At 38.9% G+C, this 19,988-nt stretch carries 18 protein-coding genes and 2 tRNA genes; 1 reads left to right on the top strand and 19 read right to left on the bottom strand.

Annotated features, from left to right (window positions below):
* Positions 1-59: 59 nt before the first annotated feature.
* The 15 genes from G6R02_RS06670 to G6R02_RS06600 form a co-directional block, all read right to left on the bottom strand.
* Positions 60-875, bottom strand: a complete 816-nt coding sequence (locus G6R02_RS06670; RefSeq protein ID WP_164668458.1) for a transporter substrate-binding domain-containing protein — start codon at positions 873-875, stop codon at positions 60-62.
* A gap of 291 nt (positions 876-1,166) precedes the next feature.
* On the bottom strand, positions 1,167-1,751 hold the full coding sequence (gene yihA, locus G6R02_RS06665) for a ribosome biogenesis GTP-binding protein YihA/YsxC (protein WP_164668457.1): 585 nt from the start codon (positions 1,749-1,751) through the stop codon (positions 1,167-1,169).
* The gene (gene lon / locus G6R02_RS06660) at positions 1,738-4,068 is read right to left on the bottom strand and encodes an endopeptidase La (protein WP_164668456.1); all 2,331 of its coding nucleotides are present in this window, start codon (positions 4,066-4,068) and stop codon (positions 1,738-1,740) included. The genes yihA and lon overlap by 14 nt, the downstream gene beginning before the upstream one ends.
* A gap of 241 nt (positions 4,069-4,309) precedes the next feature.
* Complete coding sequence (gene clpX, locus G6R02_RS06655) at positions 4,310-5,590, bottom strand: ATP-dependent protease ATP-binding subunit ClpX (protein ID WP_164668455.1); 1,281 nt, start codon at positions 5,588-5,590, stop codon at positions 4,310-4,312.
* A 493-nt stretch (positions 5,591-6,083) separates the two neighbouring features.
* The gene (gene tig, locus G6R02_RS06650) at positions 6,084-7,370 is read right to left on the bottom strand and encodes a trigger factor (protein ID WP_164668454.1); all 1,287 of its coding nucleotides are present in this window, start codon (positions 7,368-7,370) and stop codon (positions 6,084-6,086) included.
* A 185-nt stretch (positions 7,371-7,555) separates the two neighbouring features.
* Positions 7,556-8,539, bottom strand: a complete 984-nt coding sequence (locus tag G6R02_RS06645; RefSeq protein WP_164668453.1) for a tetratricopeptide repeat protein — start codon at positions 8,537-8,539, stop codon at positions 7,556-7,558.
* Positions 8,540-8,691: 152 nt separating this feature from the next.
* A tRNA-Arg gene (locus G6R02_RS06640) sits at positions 8,692-8,765 on the bottom strand.
* Between the two features lie 16 nt (positions 8,766-8,781).
* A tRNA-Gly gene (locus tag G6R02_RS06635) sits at positions 8,782-8,855 on the bottom strand.
* A 298-nt stretch (positions 8,856-9,153) separates the two neighbouring features.
* Positions 9,154-9,669: a YfcE family phosphodiesterase gene (locus tag G6R02_RS06630; RefSeq protein ID WP_164668452.1), complete on the bottom strand. Its 516-nt coding sequence runs from the start codon at positions 9,667-9,669 to the stop codon at positions 9,154-9,156.
* Positions 9,670-9,678: 9 nt separating this feature from the next.
* Positions 9,679-10,284, bottom strand: coding sequence for an XTP/dITP diphosphatase (locus G6R02_RS06625; RefSeq protein WP_164668451.1), 606 nt, complete (start codon positions 10,282-10,284; stop codon positions 9,679-9,681).
* Positions 10,281-11,048, bottom strand: a complete 768-nt coding sequence (gene rph, locus G6R02_RS06620; RefSeq protein WP_164668450.1) for a ribonuclease PH — start codon at positions 11,046-11,048, stop codon at positions 10,281-10,283. Before rph ends, G6R02_RS06625 begins: the two co-directional genes overlap by 4 nt.
* Before the next feature lie 186 nt (positions 11,049-11,234).
* Positions 11,235-12,317, bottom strand: a complete 1,083-nt coding sequence (locus G6R02_RS06615; protein WP_164668449.1) for a GerMN domain-containing protein — start codon at positions 12,315-12,317, stop codon at positions 11,235-11,237.
* A 110-nt stretch (positions 12,318-12,427) separates the two neighbouring features.
* Positions 12,428-13,243, bottom strand: a complete 816-nt coding sequence (gene racE / locus G6R02_RS06610) for a glutamate racemase (protein ID WP_164668448.1) — start codon at positions 13,241-13,243, stop codon at positions 12,428-12,430.
* A 22-nt stretch (positions 13,244-13,265) separates the two neighbouring features.
* Positions 13,266-13,652, bottom strand: coding sequence for a MarR family winged helix-turn-helix transcriptional regulator (locus G6R02_RS06605; RefSeq protein ID WP_205520173.1), 387 nt, complete (start codon positions 13,650-13,652; stop codon positions 13,266-13,268).
* Between the two features lie 159 nt (positions 13,653-13,811).
* On the bottom strand, positions 13,812-15,296 hold the full coding sequence (locus G6R02_RS06600) for a potassium/proton antiporter (RefSeq protein ID WP_164668446.1): 1,485 nt from the start codon (positions 15,294-15,296) through the stop codon (positions 13,812-13,814).
* 244 nt (positions 15,297-15,540) lie between these two features.
* On the opposite strand from G6R02_RS06600, the gene G6R02_RS06595 reads away from it, so the two are divergent.
* The gene (locus G6R02_RS06595) at positions 15,541-15,765 is read left to right on the top strand and encodes a helix-turn-helix domain-containing protein (protein WP_164668445.1); all 225 of its coding nucleotides are present in this window, start codon (positions 15,541-15,543) and stop codon (positions 15,763-15,765) included.
* Positions 15,766-15,823: 58 nt separating this feature from the next.
* Here the strand turns inward: G6R02_RS06595 and G6R02_RS06590 are convergent, their stop codons facing one another.
* The 4 genes from G6R02_RS06590 to G6R02_RS06575 form a co-directional block, all read right to left on the bottom strand.
* Positions 15,824-16,294: an acyl-CoA thioesterase gene (locus tag G6R02_RS06590; protein WP_164668444.1), complete on the bottom strand. Its 471-nt coding sequence runs from the start codon at positions 16,292-16,294 to the stop codon at positions 15,824-15,826.
* A 400-nt stretch (positions 16,295-16,694) separates the two neighbouring features.
* The gene (sdhB, locus tag G6R02_RS06585) at positions 16,695-17,459 is read right to left on the bottom strand and encodes a succinate dehydrogenase iron-sulfur subunit (RefSeq protein ID WP_164668443.1); all 765 of its coding nucleotides are present in this window, start codon (positions 17,457-17,459) and stop codon (positions 16,695-16,697) included.
* Positions 17,460-17,475: 16 nt separating this feature from the next.
* Positions 17,476-19,227, bottom strand: coding sequence for a succinate dehydrogenase flavoprotein subunit (sdhA, locus tag G6R02_RS06580; protein ID WP_164668442.1), 1,752 nt, complete (start codon positions 19,225-19,227; stop codon positions 17,476-17,478).
* Positions 19,228-19,256: 29 nt separating this feature from the next.
* A complete protein-coding gene (locus G6R02_RS06575) occupies positions 19,257-19,877 on the bottom strand; it encodes a succinate dehydrogenase cytochrome b558 subunit (protein WP_164668441.1) in 621 nt (206 codons plus the stop codon).
* Positions 19,878-19,988: the final 111 nt, after the last annotated feature.

Below are 19,988 nucleotides of genomic sequence, written 5' to 3'. Positions count from 1 at the left end.
GCACAAATGTGCGCATAATGAGCGCACATTTGCATTTAATGTTTTGTCAGCTTCCGCAATTATTCGCTTGATTTTTCAGGATCTTTGGTGATGTCTGCACCAACGTATTCCATTGATAATTCCTCAAGCTTTCCACTTTCCTTCAATTCTTTTAGCGCTGTATTAATATCTTCAAGCAGTTTATCACTTTCTTTATTGACAGCAACCGCCTGCTTACTGACTCCAAGTTGTTCAACAGCTGCAATTTCCAGTCCATCCTCGATTGCAGTGCTTCCTGTAACAGAGTCGGTAATTACTGCATCATGATGACCTTTTGCCAATGACTGAAGTGCAACCACATCACTGTCAACCTGTGGAATATTGTCTGTATACTCTTTTGCCATTTCAACGTAGGTAGATCCTCTTGAAACAGATATTTCCTTTCCTTCCAGATCGTCCGCTGATTTAATATCACTGTCAGGTCTTGTATAAATTACAGGACCGGAATAATAGTACGGCTCAGAAAAGTCAACCTGTGCCAGGCGCTCCTCAGTTATGGTATGACTGGCAACAGCGATATCGTAGCGTCCCTGCTTTACACCAGTAACAATCCCGGAGAATTTTGCCTTATTGGCGACAGCTTCAAGTCCTAACTTTTCAGCAATGGCTTTTGCAACTGCAACATCGTATCCGTCCATTTCTCCGTTTTCCATATAGCTGAATGGCCTGAACTCACCTGACGAAGCAAAATTAAGCTTGCCTTCCTCAACTAGATTATAAGAACTTCCTTCACCATCACCGGATGAAGTATCACCATTCCCACTTTCGCTACTTCCACACGCTGCTAAAACAAGCACAATAATAGCGAAAAGTACTGTAATTTTCAGTTTTTTCATAAACGAAAAATCCTCCCCATTTCTTTTTTTTTTTGGAACTAATTAACCCACACCGCTTTATATTTACCGCGCACTTGTACATAAAATTATATCAAATACCCGGTGGATCACCGAATTACATTGAAGTTCAAATACGGTACAATACATACATTTAAACGAATGTGATGATAATATCTCTCACATACGTATATATGCAATATGATTCTTTTAAATACTCTTTAGTTCTTTCATTTTTCTGAAAACCCAGTAATTAAAAATGCTCTTTCATTACGAAAGAGCATTTCCTGTAATTTAATTTAAATAATTCCTGATAGTGCCCCACGCTTCATCTTTACCTTCACCGGTTTCAGCTGAAAAAGGAATGACAATGTCCCCTGACTCCACCTGCAGCGTTTGCTTTGTCCGCTTCAGATGTTTCGCACGTTTACCTTTTGGAACTTTATCCAATTTGGTTGCGATGACGATCACCGGTAATTCGAAGTACTTTAAAAACTCATACATTTGCACATCATCAGCCGTTGGTTCATGCCGTATATCAGTAATTAACATTACTGCCTTAAGCGAATCTCGTGTTTCAAAATACTCTTCCATCATTGTTCCCCATTTTTCCCGTTCCTTTTTGGAAACTTTGGCATATCCATACCCGGGAACATCAACAAAATAGAAGGCTTCATTAATTTTATAGAAATTTAATGTCTGTGTCTTGCCTGGTTTTGATGATGTACGGGCAAGATTTTTCCGATGGATAAGTTTGTTGATAAACGATGATTTACCAACATTGGAACGGCCAGCCAGGGCGATTTCAGGAAGCCTGTCACCCGGGTATTGCTTTTTACTGACCGCACTGATTACAATTTCTGCATTATTTACCTTCATTAGCTTCAGCCACCAGTGCATGTTTTAAAACTTGATCAAGATGATTTACTTTAATAAAGGTAAGGTCTTCACGAACACTTTTTGGTATATCCTCAATATCTTTTTCATTCTCTTCAGGAATGATAATGGTTGTTATTCCAGCACGGTGTGCACTCAATGATTTTTCCTTCAAGCCACCTATCGGCAGGACACGTCCACGTAACGTAATTTCCCCCGTCATTCCAACTTCTTTTTTCACAGCTCTGCCCGTTAATGCAGATACAAGTGCGGTTGCCATCGTAATCCCCGCTGAAGGTCCGTCTTTCGGTGTCGCACCTTCTGGGACGTGAATATGGATGTCATATTTTTCATGGAAATCAGGGTCAATATTTAACTCTTCAGCTCGTGAGCGAATATAACTGAAAGCTGCCTGTGCTGACTCCTGCATGACATCACCCAATTTACCGGTTAAGGTTAACTTTCCTTTACCAGGATAATGGGAAACTTCGATTGAAAGCGTATCCCCGCCGGCTGCAGTGTAAGCAAGTCCTGTAGCTGCACCAATCTGATTTTCATCCTCCATTTGACCATATCGAAACAAAGGTTTACCCAATAACTCTTCAATATTCTTTTCGGTAACAACAACCCGTTTTCTATCCTCGGAAATGATAATCTTAGCTGCTTTCCGGCAAAGTGTGGCAAGCTGCCGCTCCAATCCGCGCACACCTGCTTCTCTTGTATACGTGCGAATCAGTTTCAGCAATGCCTCATCACGAACCTGCAAGTTACCTTTTTGCAGTCCATTTTCCTTAAGTTGTTTTGACAGCAGATGTTCTTTCGCAATATGCAACTTCTCAACTTCAGTATACCCGGCAATCGATATTAGTTCCATACGATCCAGCAGTGGTCCCGGAATGTTATTTACATAGTTGGCTGTTGCTATAAAAAGTACATTCGATAAATCGTATGTTTCTTCAATAAAGTGGTCACTGAAATTGCTGTTCTGCTCAGGATCCAAAACTTCAAGCATTGCTGAAGATGGATCTCCCCGAAAATCACTGGCCATTTTATCAATCTCATCCAATAAAAATACCGGATTTATTGATTTCGCTTTTTTCATCCCTTGAATGATCCGACCTGGCATTGCACCGATATATGTGCGCCTGTGACCGCGAATTTCCGCCTCATCTCTTATTCCGCCTAAAGACATGCGGACAAAATTCCGGTTAATCGAACGGGCAATTGACTTGGCAAGCGATGTTTTACCAACTCCGGGTGGTCCGACTAGACATAAAATTGGACCTTTTATAGATTGAGTCAGTTTTTGTACAGCCAGATATTCCAGGATTCGTTCCTTTACTTTTTCGAGCCCGTAGTGATCTTCATCCAGTATCTGCTGCGCATTATCTATTTCAATTGTATCCTGTGTCTTATTTGTCCATGGGAGTGCCAGAAGCCATTCAATATAATTTCGGATTACTGAGCTTTCCGCAGAACTTTGCGGTACTTTTTCATACCTGTCCAGCTCCTTCATAGCTACTTCCACAATCCGCTCAGGCATGTCCGAATTCTCAACTTTTTCTTTCAGCTGTCCTACTTCACCTGATTTACCGTCTTTTTCACCAAGTTCTTTTTGAATCGCCTTTAATTGTTCACGTAAATAGTATTCCTTTTGTGTTTTCTCCATTGACGTTTTGACACGCTGACCGATTTTCTTCTCAAGGTCCAATACTTTTTTCTCATTGGAAATAAGCTTAATCAGCTGCTGCAGGCGTTCCTTTACATTGATAGTCTCAAGCAGGTCCTGTTTATCTTTAATTTTCAACGATAAATGGGATGTTACTAAATCGGCAAGTCTGCTTGGCTCATCAATATCAGATACCGTTGCCAATGTCTCTTTTGTTATCTTTTGTGAAACTTTTATATATTGCTCAAATTGTCGCAGTAATGAGCGCATGAGTGCTTCTTCTTCGTTCTGCTCGGCATGCTCGTCTTCAAGCTCTTTTACCTCTACATTAAATTCATCTTTTTCATCAATAAAACGGATTATTTCCCCACGCTGCAAGCCCTCAACAAGTACACGAATTGTTCCATTCGGGAGCTTCAGCATTTGCTTAACTTTTGCCAACGTACCTACACGATAGATGTCCTGTGGCTCGGGATCGTCCAAACTAACTTTCTTTTGGGCAGCCAGAAAAATGGTATGATCATCCATCATTGCTTTTTCCAATGCTGTTACTGATTTATCACGACCAACATCCAAATGCAGTACCATGGATGGGAAAACAAGTAATCCGCGCAGTGGTAGGAGGGGTAGTTGATTCGTTTCTTTTGTCATAGTATGTACCTCCGATAAATACTGGAATTTTTATGTATTTCTTTACTGGTTAAAGTTTATATAATTCTTGCCCGTTTGTAAAAGAATATTGCTTTTAGTATTACCTGATGATTTAAAACTAAACACTGCCAACATAGAAAGAGACTGACAATGGCTTTTATTTCCCCTTAAAGAAACACATGCACAAAAAGGAGTTTCCACCTTTGTCAGTCTCAGATTATTTTATTTACATCATCATAAATTATGCACTTTCTTTAGGAAGCTTTTCATTGCCTTCTTTTACAGTTCCATCTCTAAACACGAGTTTAGGACTGCCATTTTCCTTGGCCACTGTATCTTTGGTAATAATACACTTCTCAATATCCTCGCGTGAAGGAAGTTCAAACATTACATCAAGCATGATGCTTTCAATAATGGAACGCAATCCGCGAGCACCTGTTTTTCGTTCAATCGCCTTCTTAGAGATTTCTACTAATGCCTCTTCTTCAAATTCAAGTTCGACATCATCTATTTCAAACAGTTTCTCGTACTGTTTGACAAGTGCATTTTTCGGTTTCGTTAAAATTTCAACCAATGCATCTTCATCCAATGGTGTCAGGCTGCCTACAACAGGAATTCTGCCGATGAACTCAGGGATCAGGCCATAACGCAATAAGTCTTCAGGCAATACTTTTTGCAGAAGTTCGCCTTTATCCAGATCCTGTTGTTTTTCGTCATTTGAACCAAAGCCAATAACTTTCTTGCCAAGACGACGCTTAATTATTTGGTCAATACCATCAAAGGCACCACCAACGATAAATAAAACGTTGGTCGTATCAATTTGGATGAATTCCTGATGTGGATGTTTACGCCCGCCTTGAGGAGGTACACTTGCTACCGTTCCCTCAAGGATTTTCAATAGGGCTTGCTGTACGCCTTCACCAGATACATCACGTGTGATTGAAGGGTTTTCTGATTTACGGGCAACTTTATCGATTTCATCAATGTAAATAATCCCTTTTTCAGCTTTTTCCACATCATAATCTGCTGCCTGGATCAGCTTCAATAAAATATTCTCCACATCTTCACCGACATAACCTGCCTCAGTTAATGATGTAGCATCTGCCATTGCAAAGGGAACATTCAGGATTCTTGCAAGTGTTTGAGCAAGTAATGTTTTACCGCTGCCGGTTGGTCCAAGCATGGCAATATTACTTTTTGCCAGTTCCACATCATCTGAATTTTTTGGTGTATTAATCCGCTTGTAATGATTATATACCGCAACAGATAAATTCTTTTTTGCCTTATCCTGACCGATAACATAATCATTCAGAGTATCACAGATTTCCTTTGGTTTTGGAATTTCCTTATATTCAGTTTCCTCTTCGGTTCCTAACTCTTCTTCTACAATTTCTGTACAAAGTTCTATACATTCATCACATATATAAACGCCCGGCCCGGCTACTAACTTCCGTACTTGTTCCTGACCTTTTCCGCAAAATGAACACTTTAATTGTCCTTTTTCTTCATTAAATTTAAACACTGCATTTCACCCCTAAAAGTTTAAATCTGCTTTTCAACTTACGCGTATTTGTTTTTAACTTTCATTGTCATCATACCAAATCAAAATTGGAAAACAAAACAATAACCACTCATTCATTCAGGCTCTCTTCGTATGTTTTTTTTGCAATCTCCTCCCGCAGCCCGTATACACTTTACTTTCGCTGCTTGTAAGAAATTGCAATCAAAAATATCAACATTTTTAAAAACAGCCTTCATTTATCAATTAATTATGGAGGACTTTGTGAAAAAGTCAAATGATAACTACTTATACTATATGCCAGATTGTTCTAGATAATCGTTCCAAGAAATAACTTATTTTGACTAGTCCTCTATTAGCGTATGTAAATTGGTGAATATAGATAACAACTTTGTCTGCTTTTAAAAATAAGTTTATTGTACAGAAGTTTAAAACAAGGTGCGAATTGTTCGCACCTTGTTTTATAATTATCTTCATTTAAGATTAACCAAAGCGGTTATACCGTTTTACTGTTTTCATCAAGGAACTCAATTGCTTTTCTGAATTTAAGGTCTTCCTTAATTGCGTCTGCATTTCCACCGAGCATCTGCTTAAGTTGCTCCACTTCTGTTCCATACATGGAAGCCATATTTTCAAGTTCTTTATCAACGTCTTCATCAGTTACTTCAAGATTTTCTTCATTATAAATAGCTTCCAATGTTAAATTGGTTTTCACACGCTTTTCAGCATCTTCTTTCATTTGTTCCTTCAATGCATTTTCATCCTGACCGGAGAACTGGAAGTACATCTCCATTGTCATTCCCTGCATTTGCAGGCGTTGTTCAAATTCCTGCATCATACGATCCAATTCCGTGTTTACCATTGCTTCCGGAATATCAACATTTGCGTTGTCTGAAGCTTGTTCAACTAATGATTCACGCTTCTGATTTTCAGCATCCTGTTTCTTTTGCGCTTCCATTTCTTCTTTTTTCTTAGTTTTTAGTTCTTCAAGTGTTTCTACTTCTTCATCGACATCTTTGGCAAATTCATCATCAAGTTCAGGTAATTCTTTCGCTTTTACTTCATGAATTTTTACTTTGAAAGTTGCTTTTTGACCAGCTAAATTTTCAGCATGATAATCTTCAGGGAATGTTACTTCAATTTCTGTTTCCTCACCAGGTTTTTTACCAACCATTTGTTCTTCAAATCCCGGAATGAATTGTCCGGACCCAATTTCCAATGAATGGTCTTCACCTTTTCCACCTTCAAATGGCTCGTCACCAAGGAAACCTTCAAAGTCCATTACAACCGTGTCGCCTTCTTCCACACTGCCTTCTTCTTTTACAGTAAGCTCTGCGTGGTGTTCACGTTGATGTTCTATTTCATGATCAACATCTTCATCGGTAACTTCAACAGATTGTTCTTCCACTTCCAGGCCTTTGTAGTCACCAAGTTCAACTTCCGGTTTCACCTGAACTTTTGCAGTGAAAATAAGATCTTTACCCTGTTCAATTTCTTCGATGTCAACTTCCGGCTGTTCGATAGGTTCAATACCAGTCTCTTCTACAGCTTTTACGTAAGCATCAGGTAAAATGATGTCTACTGCATCCTGGTATAAAGACTCTACACCAAAACGGTTTTCAAAGATTTTACGCGGAACTTTTCCTTTACGGAAACCTGGAATTTGAACATCTTTAACTACCTTTTTGAACGCTTGATCTAATCCGCGGTCAAATTCCTCTGCGCTTACCTCTATCGTAAGTACTCCTTCATTACCTTCTTGTTTTTCCCATTTTGCTGACATAAATTTCCCTCCAAAATCTACTATTCCTGTGATTTTCACTTTAAAAAGAATAATTTTTAAGTGTATTCAAGTATAAGAAAAGCCAGGTTTTCTAACACGTTCATTAATTACATAATGATCATATTTACAACCATCTCATTATAACATACTTACTGGTCCTTTCAACCATTATGGTGCTTGAATTCCTACGATTCAATAATTGTTGAATACAGCACTTCACACATTTTAATTTCTTCCATATAACGGGTTACCTGATTCTCAATACTTTCATTTTGCATTGTATGTATATCCAAATATTCTTTACCCAACTGTATCAGAGCATTGGCAATATGTATTATTTCACCGTCATCTGGCAAAACCGGGTATCTTACATAAATATACCGGTACAACAATTTATCAACTATTTGGAATAATGTTGGATCCTTCTGTTCCAATTCCCCTATTATTAAAACCAGCTGTTTCATTGTCGGGTGTGATCTGATGTCAGGAATATTAACTGGTGTAATAGTCATCTGTGTGTCAAGTTTTCTTATCGCTACCTCATCTGAAACATTTTTCTCCTTAAACCACTTTAAAATTGCAGTTTTTGTTACCGGATGAACATTTTCATTGGTTAACAGTGGTTTCACGGTCTTCGTTGGATCGGCATTTATCTGACGCATACGTTCAACCAGTCGCCACTGCTCTGCATGATTCTGTTGATTTACTGCCTCCTGTAATTCACTTATATATTCGGAAGATCTTTCATATGTAATTTCATTTTGCATTTCTTTGCTCATATCGTACAGCTGTTGGAACTGCTCGAGAATAATATCCGGAACATTTCCCGTTTCAAATTCTAACTCAACCTGCTCCATCAAGTGTTCATACTGGCTGGTTTGAAACAAAATCGTTAAATAAATATGTACATAATGATAATAATTCCCGTCATACTTATGTGTAATTAATGTTTCACATAGATCCTGCGCCTCGTCGTAACGATCCAGTTCCATAAGACACATTAATTTTCCCATAATAATCTCATGATTATCAACGTGGTAGCTTAACAGCTCATCCAGCTTTGTAAGAGCTTCTTCATACTTTTTTTCTTTAAGTGCAAGCAAGCTTTCTTCCTCTAATTTAGTACGCCATTTCGGGAAAAGTATTACATTGTCTTGTTCATTCAGCATTTATACACTCCTTTCTTCTTTTTAATATTTCCCATAATAACTATACATACCCGGAAATTAAAAAAATAAACCTCATCAGCGTTACAAAATTTATTCTTCCTGACGATATGAAAAAAGAAACCTATGAATCAGTAATAGGTTTCTCCAGATGACGTCCCAGGCAGGATTCGAACCTGCGACCCACAGCTTAGAAGGCTGTTGCTCTATCCTGCTGAGCTACTGGGACACTATTATATTATGTATGGAGCGGGTGATGGGAATCGAACCCACGACATCAGCTTGGAAGGCTGAGGTTTTACCACTAAACTACACCCGCATGTTAAATAGTTAGATTTCTTTTATTATCCTCACGAAATGGTGCTCGTCGTGTTGCAAGTAATTTCGGTGAAGAAGCACTCCTCGCAACTCGCAGCTTACTCGGTGGATGTATTGCTCGTGGCTGAGGTTTTACCACTAAACTACACCCGCAAGTAAATTGTTCAAGAACCAACTTTTGCTCGTCACAAATTTAACGGACAAAAATTATTATATGCACTTTGAAAATATTTGTCAATGGTTTGGTAAACAATTGCTTTTCATTAGAGTGTCCTGTGCTCTAATGAAAAGCAGAATAATTACCCCTTCAACGATGTTTTAATTGATAAATCCTCTACATGTTCTCCTTCAACCGTATAAAAATCAACATGTACATCATCAACTGTATTCCATTCCATCAATGCGTAGGTCTGTTCATTCCTGACCCTGGGCAATAGGGTGCTTCCGGGGTTGATCAGTAATTGATTGCCAACCTTCTCTGCTCCGGCAATATGTGTATGACCAAAACAAATAACCTGCGCACCTTCCTCTTCAGCACGGTATGCAACTGTTAATAGGTTGGACTTAACCTGATGGCGATGTCCATGCGCAAAAAAGAAATGCAGATCTTCAATTAAACTTCCTTGTTCTTGCGAAAATCTGGTGTCAAAGTCACAGTTGCCCGCCACTTTTAAAAATCCTTCCAATTCCGGTGCATCCATATCCAGTTCTGAATCTCCGCAATGTATCATAAACTCGACCGAGTGACGTGCTTTAATTTGTTTAAGCTCTTCTGTTGATCCATGACTGTCACTTATAACTAAAACTTTGGGCATCGTATCACCTCACAATGATTGCTGCACATCTTTTATCCATGATTCCAGCTGTGTAATTGCATTTTTACGGTGGCTGATTTTGTTTTTTTCATCAGAAGACAACTGAGCCATCGTTTTCGAATAACCATCAGGTATAAAAATCGGATCATATCCAAATCCATTCGAGCCATCAGGATCATTTGAAATTTTACCTTCACAATGTCCCTTTTTAAAAATCGTATCTTTACCTGGAATGGCTACAGCCAGAACACATACAAAACGAGCTGTACGGTCAGTATCGGGAACATTCTGTAACTCTTTCAACACTTTTTCCAAATTTGCCTTATCATTCTTTGGTTCTCCCGCATATCTGGCAGAGTAGATTCCAGGTCTTCCATCCAACGCATCAATTACCAGTCCGGAGTCATCAGCCAACACGGGCGTTTCAAACAGATTTGCTATTTGTTCTGCTTTTAGTGCCGCATTTTCTTCAAAAGTCGTTCCTGTTTCTTCTATGTCTTCAACTGACTCAGACAAATCCAGCAACGAAATTGCTTTTATGTTATATTCCGAGAAAAACGCTTGAAATTCTTTTGCCTTTCCGGGATTTTTAGTTGCAATTATAATTTCATTCATTTAGAATCTTCCTTACTGGAGTTTGTTTCTCCTATTCGGTCGGCAAGTTCACCAAGGATATTTTTTTGCACTTCATTAATTTGAGTGATCCCATCGGCAGCCAGTCCAAGCATGGTTTGTAATTGTTTGTTCGTAAACGTTGCCTCTTCACCAGTACCCTGTATTTCAACGAACTGTCCATTACCTGTCATCACAATATTCATATCTACTTGCGCATCTGAATCCTCACCATAATTTAAATCAAGCACTTCACTGCCATCCGGTAAAACTCCTACCGATATCGCCGCTAAAAAATCAGTTACAGGCATTTTCACAATTGTATTGTCTTTAAGTAATTTATTTAAAGCTAAAACAACTGCAACAAATGCACCAGTTATAGACGCCGTTCTTGTGCCGCCATCAGCCTGAATCACATCACAATCAACCCAGACTGTACGTTCACCTATCTTGTCCAAATCTACAACAGAACGGAGTGACCGGCCGATTAATCGTTGTATTTCCATTGTACGTCCGCTTACTTTTCCTTTTGAGGATTCACGAATATTACGCTGATCAGTTGCCCTCGGCAGCATAGCATATTCAGCAGTTATCCATCCTTTACCCTGTCCGCGCATAAAAGGAGGTACTCTATCTTCAATACTTGCATTGCAAATTACTTTGGTATCCCCAACTTGAATAAGTACAGAGCCTTCCGGATGTTTAACAAATTCGGGGATAATTGTTATTGGACGTAAATCATTAAAATTTCTTTGATCATTTCTCACTGAAACATACTCCTCCTTATTTCTAATCCTGAATCCACGATAGCATTATCCTAACATATTTTGTACGAAAGAAACACGAAAATACAAATCAAAAGCTTTAGGGCCGTATCCTATTATTTGCAACAAATCATTCATAAAACAAACCTTCGATAAAACAAAAAAGGCTGCATTTCACAGCCCTTTTCGTTACAATTTTTCAGTTGAAGTAAATGTTTGTGTTGTCACCGGTTCTGTATAGGCTTCCCCGTTTTCATTAAATAATGTTTCTATGTTTTCCACTTTCACTTCTACGGCCTCGACATTTTTGTCCACCGACAAGCTTCGTACCAACGTTTCCATGACTTCATCGGATATTACTGCTTTCTCGCTGTTTTTTAATACTTCCTGATTGAAAACTACCTCAAGTACGCCACTTCGTAAACTTGGGTTGTTTACAAGTTCCGTTTTACTATTAAAAACATGTTGTAAATTACTATTAAAAACAGGTCCATCCAAGAGTGTCTGAACAATGGAACTATATAAATCATCATTTTGAACGTCAATATATTGGGTTACTGGTACAAAGTAGTGATTGTCATCATGGACCGATGGATAGTATAAGGTTACAGGTTTACTTGCCAGCAAGTCTACACTGCCGGAGTCACTAATGTTTATCCCGTTTACCCTTGAATATCCTTCACCGATAGGAGTTCCGTTAACAGGCATCTCACTTTGCGGATTTCCATTAATCCGCAGTTTTACATTTTCTACGGAATCAAATTGTGTCATCGTATATGTCATTGCCTGCAGTACTTCAAGTTCATTACTTGCTTTGTAATTTTTAAACTCCTTTGACAAGTCTACAACTAACGTTCCATTATCCTGTATATTCAGGCTAAGTACTTGTGTTCCGGCCGGTAAAACTGCCTGAAAACCATTTGGCAATAATTGTGAAACCGGACCTCCCTTTACCAGGTATTCCATTGCCTGTTTTGCGACCTCTTTGGACTCAATCTGGGGCAATTGCAAGGTTTGGGGTGCCACCATACCATTCGAATCAAGTAAATATAAGGTCCTTGCATTCGTATTAGCCTCTGTTTCACCTTCAGCATTTTCATCAGTTGATTCAGTATCTTCTGATTCACCCTCTAAATCGTTTACTGCTTCAGCGTTCTGTGGTGGATCCATTTCTTCCTGGTCATTCAATGACTGTTCTCCCTGGAAACATCCAGTCAATATAATGGAAAGGCACACCGTTATAGTCAATAGTAATATACCGCGCTTCTGCATGTTATTCCCTCCTACGATGGTTTGTACTATTATATATACGAGCACATCGTAAATTTAGACCAACCTATGGACAAAAAAATCAGAACCCTTTTAAATTTGCAAGGTTCCAATTATTGAATAACAGCTTTTTCTATTGTTACCGACTGAAAATTATCAACCAATTTTGTAAAGACACTGGCCGCAATTTTTTTAAAGATATCCAAATCACCAGTAGTATAAAATTGATGTTTCGGCGTATGGTTACTTCTATTTAATTGGTTATGAAATTCCAGTATGGCACTTGCATCCCGAGCGGTTTCTTCACTTGATGAAATAATTGTAACATGATCTCCAATAATCATTTGGATCGTTTCTTTTATAAGCGGGTAATGTGTACAGCCAAGAATTAACGTATCAATGTGATTATTTCTTTTTAACGGTAATAGTGATTCGCCAACTACTTCTTCTGCTTGCTTTCCAGATAAAATCCCCTGTTCAACCATTGGAACAAATAATGGACATGGCAAAGCATTAACATGAACGTCGGGTTTTATGCTTTTCAGTGCACTTGTATAAGCTTCACTTCGAATCGTTCCCTCTGTCCCGATAACCCCGATATGACTATTTTGTGTAAAATTTATAGCTGCCCGCGCTCCAGGCTGAATTACTCCGATAACCGGGATGTCTAAATTATCCTGCAGATCGGCGAGCGTAAAAGCTGTTGCAGTATTACACGCAACAACAAGCATTTTAATATCTTCTTTAAGCAGAAAATCAACCATTTCCCATGTGAATTTTTTCACTTCTTCTTTTGACCTTGGTCCATATGGACATCGTAATGTGTCACCCAGGTACACTAATCTTTCTTTTGGCAGCTGACGCATAAGTTCGTGTGCCACTGTTAAGCCGCCAACACCTGAATCGATAACACCTATTGCCTGATTCAACAAAATCGCCTCTTCTGAGATGTTATTTTTTATTAACATGTTGCATTTGTTCATACAAAAAGGATAGTAAATTATTTAATGTATCGGTCTGTTCAGTCGAGAAATTTGACAGAACTTCACCAAGATATTCCTGCCGTTTCTGAATAACCTCCTGAATAATTGTCTTACCTTTTTCAAGAACATGAATCCTTACTACACGCCGGTCATTACCATCACGAACTCTTTCGACAAGCTTATTTTTTTCCATACGGTCGACAAGATCTGTCGTGGTACTGAATGCCAGCCCGTTTTTATTCGACAGCTCCCCAATGGTTAAGTCACCTTCTTCAATTAACCATTGAAGTGCAACAAACTGTGGAGATGTGATCGGGTAATTATTTAAAATTTTGCGCCCGTTCTGTTTAACCATTCCTGCAATTTTACGAAGTCTTTTTTCTAAGTCTGCTATCGCTGTATCAGTTAATATATCATTATTCAAGCAGGTAACCCCCTCAAATTAATTCCTCATTCTAAAGATATTTTAACATAACTTGACAGGAAAGCTGATAATTTCCTACATTACGGCAATTTATTCTGCGGCAACAGTGTCCTCTTCCAATACATTTCTGAGCTTCTGCTTGCTCTTTCTTGAAACCAAAATATAGAGAGTATCGTTTTCCTTAATAACTGTTTGACCGTTCGGTGTAAGAATCTCGTTGTTTCGTATAATAGCGTTGATCAACGCTTTATCGGGTAATTCAATATCCTCAATTTTTTCTCCGATAATTTTGTTATTGCTTGAGACATTATATTCAACCATCTCCGTATTCGTTTTGCCAATGGAAATCAATTCAAGGGAATGTATCGGTTTTTCCTTAGCCTCACCTTCCAATCCCAATTTAGAAGCCATATATGTTATTGTCGAACCCTGTACAAGCGTTGAGGTTAAAACAACAAAAAAAACAACGTTGAACATAATTTGGCTGCCTTCCACTTCTGCCAGCATTGGAAATATTGCCAGCACAATTGGAACTGCCCCGCGTAATCCGGCCCATGATAAAAATATTTTTTCCTTACCTGTGTATGGAGATTTAAACAGGTTCAGAAATACTGCCACAGGTCTGGCCACTAACATTAATACTAGTGATATCAGCATGCCGCTAATTATATAATTCCATTGAAACAATTCTGCAGGGAAAACAAATAATCCTAATATAACGAACATGACAATTTGTGCCATCCATGCAAATCCTTCATTAAACCGAAGAATGGAGTGGCGGTAAGTCAATTCGGAATTTCCGATAACCAAAGCAGCAACATATACGGCAAGTAGCCCGCTGGCATCCGCAAGTGAAGTAATACTGTATGCCAGAAATGCGAATGCAAGTCCAAATAGCGGATATAAGCCACTTGAATCAAGATTGATTCGGTTAATGGATGAACTTCCCATTTTTCCAATTATTAATCCACACAAAAGCCCTATCCCCATTTGCCAGAAAAATGTCCATATCAGTGAACCAAGACCTGTCTGATCCTGGGTAATTAATTGTATAAAAGAAAGTGTTAAGAACATTGCCATCGGATCGTTTGAGCCTGATTCAGCCTCAAGTGTCGATTTAATATTTCCCTTAATATTTTTATCCTTTAACACAGCAAATACGGCTGCGGCATCGGTAGACCCAACAATGGATCCCAACAAAAAACCTTCCAGCCAGGAAATATCAAGCATATATTTAGCGGCAACTGCTACAACAACTGTAGTTATAAGTACACCCGCTGTTGCCAGAATAACAGCTGAAGGCAGAACAGGTTTAATGGTAGCCCATTTCGTTTGCAAACCACCTTCAAACAAAATGATAACAAGTGCTATAACACCAATTAGCTGGGCAATTGTTGCATTATCAAAATAGATAATATTTAAGCCATCGCTGCCGACCAGCATGCCCACTCCGATAAACAGAACAAGCGATGGGACACCTAATCGTGTGGAAAACTTTGTGACAAGAACACTAATAATCAATAATAGCGCCATCAAAAGGATAAATTGATTTGATTCCAGTATTTCATTTATCATACATGGCCTCCAACTATGAAAAAAATCCTGCTGCTAATAAAGGAATTTAGTCAAACGTATAAGATACCTAATTCATATTATAGCAAATAAAACATTTTTTATATAAAAAAGGCCAGCCCAACACGATGCCGGTAATAAAAATCAGCAGAATTGTGCTCACCGTTTATATATATTTTCATAAGCTATAGTGACTAAATAATTCCCTTCAATCTGCAGCTTTATGACAGCAAGGAGGGGTTAACATTTGAAGGACAACGAGTACAAACCGAAGCAATTATTAACCAGACGTGAAAAAGAAGTATTCGAACTCTTAGTACAAGACAAAACAACAAAAGAAATTGCCCAGGAACTATTTATATCTGAGAAAACTGTCCGTAACCATATTTCAAATGCTATGCAAAAATTAGGAGTCAAGGGGCGATCACAAGCTGTAGTAGAGCTCCTTCGCATGGGGGAATTAAAGCTCTAAGGATAGTGAAGCTTCTAATAGTGTGGGATAACATTCCCACACTATTAGTTAGTCAAAATCAGAACTTTACAGTAGCGTTCCCAATATGTTTCGCCATCAGCTTTTCCTTCATGGTCTTACTCAGTGGGACAGGTTTACCTGTTTCCGGGTTAATATAAACCATCCGTCCACGTCCTGTTAAACATAGCTCATCCTTCTGATTCAATGCCATATAATGAATATCAAGCGAAGTATTCCCGATATGATTTACCTTAACATATAAGTTGATTTTCTCGTTAAAAAACATTTGCTTATGATAATCACATTGTAAGTCTGCAACAATTGGCATCCCATCATCATTGTTAGTATTATTAAAAAGACCTGCAGACTGAAGAAATTCGATCCGTGCCTGCTCGAAATAAATAAATGGAGATACGTTATTCACATGTCCAAACATATCTGTCTCTGAAAATCTCACGTTTATTGGCACAAAAAACGAGAATTCAGATCGCCATTTCTCCATGTTCTCTATATATGATACCTTTATCAAACAAATCCACTCCCATTATTTAAAGTTGTTTTCAAAAAGTTTGTTGCTATTTGCGTCATGCCAGAGAAAAGAACACTGCTAAACCATTTCCGTAAACTGCGAACTAAATCCGGCTAGTACATTTAGTGATGCTTTCTAACCCCGCAGCTGGAATAGACTCGCTTTCCGCGGGAAGCTGGTGAGCCTCGTAGTGCGATAGCACGAAGAGGCTCAACAGCCGCCCACGGAAAGCGAAGTGTATTTCCGCAGCGGTATTTTTACTCTCAACTTTTTTCAAAGTAGTTCGCATTTTACGTCACTTGCGTAATAACAGCAACACTTTATCGAAAACAGCCTTATTTTAAAAATGACCCTTACCATTAAAGGGTAAGGGTCATGGTATTTTCATTGATTAATAGATTTAGTGCGCATTGTCGCTTCCAAAGAAGTTCTTGAATGATTGTATGTTAGTCGCACGATTCATTGCTGCAATTGATGTTGTCAATGGAATACCTTTTGGACATACCTGCACACAGTTCTGTGCGTTACTGCAGCCCGAGATACCTCCATCTTCCATCAATCCTTCTAATCTTTCACTTGCATTCATTTCACCTGTTGGGTGTGCATTAAACAAGCGTGCCTGTGAAAGTGCAGCCGGGCCAATAAAGTCTGACTTATCGTTAACATTTGGGCATGCTTCCAAACATACGCCGCAAGTCATACATTTTGAAAGTTCATAAGCCCACTGACGTTTTTTCTCAGGCATACGTGGCCCAGGCCCAAGATCATGGGTTCCATCAATTGGAACCCATGCTTTAATTTGTTTTAATGCGTCAAACATTTGCTCGCGATCGACGATCAAATCGCGGACAACAGGAAATGTGCTCATGGGCTCCAGTCTGATAGGTTGTTCCAATTTATCCACCAATGCAGCACATGATTGACGTGCTGTCCCGTTAATAACCATCGAACAGGCTCCGCAAACTTCTTCAAGACAGTTCATATCCCAATATACCGGTGCAGTTTTTTCCCCTTTGGCATTTACCGGATTTTGACGAATTTCCATTAAGCCGGAAATAACGTTCATATTCTTTTTGTAAGGAACATCAAATTCTTCCTCATAAGGATCAGAATCCGGGTTGTCTTGACGGGTTATAATAAATCTGACAGTTTCTTGTTCAGCCATGCTTATCTTTCTCCCCTCAATTTTTTTGTGTATAGTCTCTCAATCTCGGCTCAATCAATGATGTATCAACTTCTTCATATGATATTTCTGGTGCATTTTTCTCTTTATCGAATGTTGCAATGGTTGTCTTTAACCATTCCTCATCATTACGATAAGGGTAATCAGGTTTATAGTGCGCACCGCGACTTTCATTTCGGTTATATGCTCCCATTGTAATAACACGTGCTAAATGCAGCATGTTTTCCAGTTGACGGGTAAACATAACACCCTGGTTGCTCCAACGTGAAGTGTCGTTGATGTTAATTTGCTTCCAACGTTCCTGAAGTTCCTGTATTTTTTCGTCTGTTTTCAGCAGGTTGTCGTTATCGCGCACAACAGTTACATTATCTGTCATCCATTCCCCAAGTTCTTTATGAATCTGGTAGGCATTTTCATCACCTTCCATCTTCATAAACGCTTCAAATTTATCCTGCTCTTCTTTTTCTTTGCTGTCAAATAATTCTGATGACATATCTTCAACGTGTTTATCAAGACCTTCAATATAGTTAATAGCATTCGGACCTGCAACAGAACCACCGTAAATTGCAGATAACAGGGAATTCGCACCAAGTCGGTTTCCGCCATGTTGTGAATAATCACATTCACCACATGCAAAGATTCCCGGGATACTTGTCATTTGATCATAGTCAACCCAAAGTCCACCCATTGAATAGTGAACAGCAGGGAAGATTTTCATCGGAACTTTACGAGGGTCTTCCCCAACAAATTTCTCATAAATTTCGATGATACCACCAAGTTTGACGTCCAGTTCTTTTGGATCTTTATGAGACAGGTCAAGGTAAACCATATTTTCTCCATTAATACCAAGCTTTTGATTTACACAGACATCAAAAATCTCACGCGTTGCAATATCACGTGTTACAAGGTTTCCATAAGCAGGGTATTTTTCTTCAAGGAAATACCAAGGCTCACCGTCCTTATATGTCCAAATACGGCCACCTTCACCACGTGCTGATTCACTCATCAACCGCAGTTTATCGTCACCAGGAATTGCAGTCGGATGAATTTGGATAAATTCTCCGTTTGCGTATTTTGCACCTTGCTGATACAAAATACTTGCTGCTGAACCTGTGTTAATCATTGAGTTAGTTGATTTACCAAAGATGATTCCCGGTCCGCCGGTAGCCATTATTGTTGCATCAGATGGATAGGATTTAATTTCATGTGTCGTAATATCTTGTGCAACAATACCTTTTCCGACACCATCGTCATCAAGAATGGCTCCGAGGAATTCCCAGCTTTCATATTTCGTTACTAACCCTTCCACTTCATACCGACGAACTTGTTCGTCTAAAGCATATAGTAATTGTTGTCCAGTAGTTGCTCCTGCGTATGCCGTACGATGAACAGATGTTCCGCCAAAACGCCGGAAATCCAAGAGACCTTCCGGAGTACGGTTAAACATAACACCCATTCTGTCAAGTAAATTTATAATACCCGGTGCTGCTTCACACATTGCTTTTACCGGCGGCTGATTCGCAAGGAAGTCACCGCCGTATACAGTGTCATCAAAATGTTTCCAGGGAGAGTCCCCTTCACCTTTTGTGTTAACTGCACCGTTTATTCCACCTTGGGCACATACAGAGTGAGAGCGTTTAACTGGGACAATTGAAAATAAATCTACATTCACACCGGCTTCAGCTGCTTTGATGGTTGCCATAAGACCAGCCAAGCCGCCGCCTACAACAATGACTTTTTTGTTACTCATTATTATGACTCACTCCCGCTTTCCAAAGATTAAACTCCATAAGCAAATTTAATTAAAGCTCGAACTCCGATATAGCTAATCGCTATGAAGACAATTAGCGACGCATATGTAACAATCTTCTGAGATCTTGGTGATTGTGTGAATCCCCATGATACCAGGAAGCTCCATAGACCATTACTGAAATGGAAAGTAGTTGAAATTACTCCCAAAACGTAAAACCAGAACATTACAGGACTTGCCAGAATGTTTTCCATTAAGCTATAGTTCAACTCTTCATTTCCTAACCCGATTTGCACACGAGTTTCCCAAACATGCCATGCAATAAAAACAAATGTAATGATCCCTGTAATCCGTTGCAAATAAAACATCCAGTTTCGGAAATATCCGTAACGTCTTGTGTTGTTTTTCGTAACAAAAACAATGTAAACCCCTAAAATCGCATGAAATAATATAGGCAGGAAAATGATAACTATTTCCAATACTATCCTGAATGGCAAATCATGCATAAATCCTGCTGCTTTGTTGAAACTTTCTTCACCATACACAGCAAAATGGTTTACAACCAAATGCTGAATCAAAAAGATTCCAATTGGTATTACGCCTAACAAGGAATGGAGTCTTCTGTAAAAGAACTCACGATGCTCTGTCATGTGTTACCCCCCTCAGTAATTAAGTTGTGTAAAATTTGGTAATGTACACGTTTCTTATGACAATAAAGCACATCTTATTTATTGCCCAAAAAATGTACAATTTATGACATA

Origin of the sequence: Virgibacillus doumboii (assembly GCF_902806455.1) — a bacterium.
GTDB classification, from domain to species: domain Bacteria; phylum Bacillota; class Bacilli; order Bacillales; family Amphibacillaceae; genus Lentibacillus; species Lentibacillus doumboii.
Note: the sequence above shows the minus strand (reverse complement) of the source record. Positions and strands in the feature narration are given on the sequence as shown.